Origin of the sequence: Pseudomonas sp. MWU12-3088, assembly GCF_023242405.1 — a bacterium.
Classification (GTDB): domain Bacteria; phylum Pseudomonadota; class Gammaproteobacteria; order Pseudomonadales; family Pseudomonadaceae; genus Aquipseudomonas; species Aquipseudomonas kribbensis.
The window spans coordinates 1-1,850 of record NZ_JALJEA010000028.1 but is presented as its reverse complement, the minus strand read 5'-3'; the positions used below and the strand labels follow the sequence as shown (position 1 = coordinate 1,850).

The 1,850-nt window shown below is 62.2% G+C and carries 1 protein-coding gene; it reads left to right on the top strand.

Annotated features, from left to right (window positions below; genetic code table 11):
* Positions 1 to 174: 174 nt before the first annotated feature.
* On the top strand, positions 175 to 1,850 hold a 1,676-nt coding region (locus M5B98_RS28615; protein ID WP_248744678.1), incomplete at its 3' end, for a type VI secretion system tip protein VgrG.

Sequence of the window (1,850 nt, the reverse complement as noted above, 5' to 3'; positions counted from 1 at the left end):
ATCCGGTACTTCGGGTTCCGATGACTGGCGTGCTCCAGTCGTTTAATTACGGCTGATCGTTTCAAGCATCGGCCAGCTCTGCTGGTCGATGTTGTTTACGCCCCTCCAGAATTTCGCGCGCGTTGACTGCTCTTACTGTCGACGGGCGCCGCTGTACAGCACGAGGAACAAGGGATGTTCGCGCCGGCCAATGAAACCCACTTTGCCCTGACCATCGAAGGGCTTTCCGCCGATTTCCAGGTGTTTACCCTCACCGGTCGGGAAGCCATCAGCCAGCCGTTTGCCTTCGAGGTGGAGCTGGTCAGTGAGCAGCCGTCGCTGGACCTCGAAACCCTGCTGCACAAACCGGCCTTCCTGCAGCTGTCGCCTGACGGCAGCGGCATCCACGGCCTGATCGACCGCGCCGCGCAAGGCGATTCCGGCAAGCGCCTGACGCGCTACTCCGTGACCCTGCGCCCGCAACTGGCGTACCTGGCGCACCGGATCAACCAGCGGATCTTCCAGAACCTCAGCGTGCCGAAAATCATCGGCAAGGTCCTCGAAGAACACGGCATCCAGGGCAACGCCTATGAATTCCAGACCGGGTCGATCTACCCCGAGCGTATCTACTGCGTGCAGTACGACGAGTCGGACCTGCATTTCATCCAGCGCCTGTGCGAAGAAGAAGGCATTCACTACCACTTCCAGCACAGCGCCACGGCGCACAAGCTGGTGTTCGGCGATGACCAGACGGTGTTCCACAAACTGGCGCCGGTGGCCTATCAGCAGGACTCCGGCATGGTCGCCAGCGACCCGGTGATCAAGCGCTTCGACCTGCGCCTGGAAACCCGCACCAGCCGCACCACCCGCCGCGACTACGACTTCGAAAAACCGCGCATCACGCTCGAAAGCGAAAACCGCGGCGACGCCCTGCCCGACCTCGAGGACTACGACTACCCGGGCCGTTTCGTCGACCGCGAACGCGGCAAACACCTGGCCAAACGCGCCCTTGAGCGCCACCGCAGCGACTTCCAGCTCGCCGAAGGCAAGAGCGATCAGCCGTTGCTGGTCAGCGGCCATTTCCTCGCGCTGAAAGAACACCCGAAAGCCAAGTGGAACGACCTCTGGCTGCTGACTGAAGTCCTGCACGAAGGCAAGCAGCCGCAAGTGCTGGAAGAGTCGGTCACCAGTGACACCACCGCGCTGAAAGACGATTTCCATCAGGGCTACCGCAACCGCTTCCAGGCCACCCCGTGGGACGTGCCGAACCGCCCGCCCCTGCGCCACCCGAAACCGCGCATCCTCGGCAGCCAGAGCGCCGTGGTCACCGGTCCCAAAGGCCAGGAAATCCACTGCGACGAATACGGCCGCGTCAAAGTCCAGTTCCACTGGGATCGTGAAGGTCAGGCCGACGATAAAACCAGCTGCTGGCTGCGCGTGTCTTCCGCCTGGGCCGGCGCCCAGTACGGCGGCATCGCCATCCCGCGCATCGGCATGGAAGTGCTGGTCACCTTCCTCGAAGGCGACCCCGATCAACCGCTGATCAGCGGCTGCCTCTACCACAAGGAAAACACCGTCCCCTACGCCCTGCCGGCGAACAAGACGCGCACCACCTTCAAGACCCTGAGCTCGATGGGCGGCGGTGGCTTCAACGAACTGCGCATCGAAGACAAGAAAGGCCAGGAACAGATCTTCCTCCACGCCCAGCGCGACTGGGACGAGAACATCGAACACGACCAGAAAATCCGCGTCGGCAACGAACGCCACGACGTCGTGGAAAAGAACAGCTACACGGAATTCAAGGCCGAAGAACACCACACCGTCTACGAAGACCGCAAAGTCGAAGCCCGCGCCAACGACCACCTGACCGT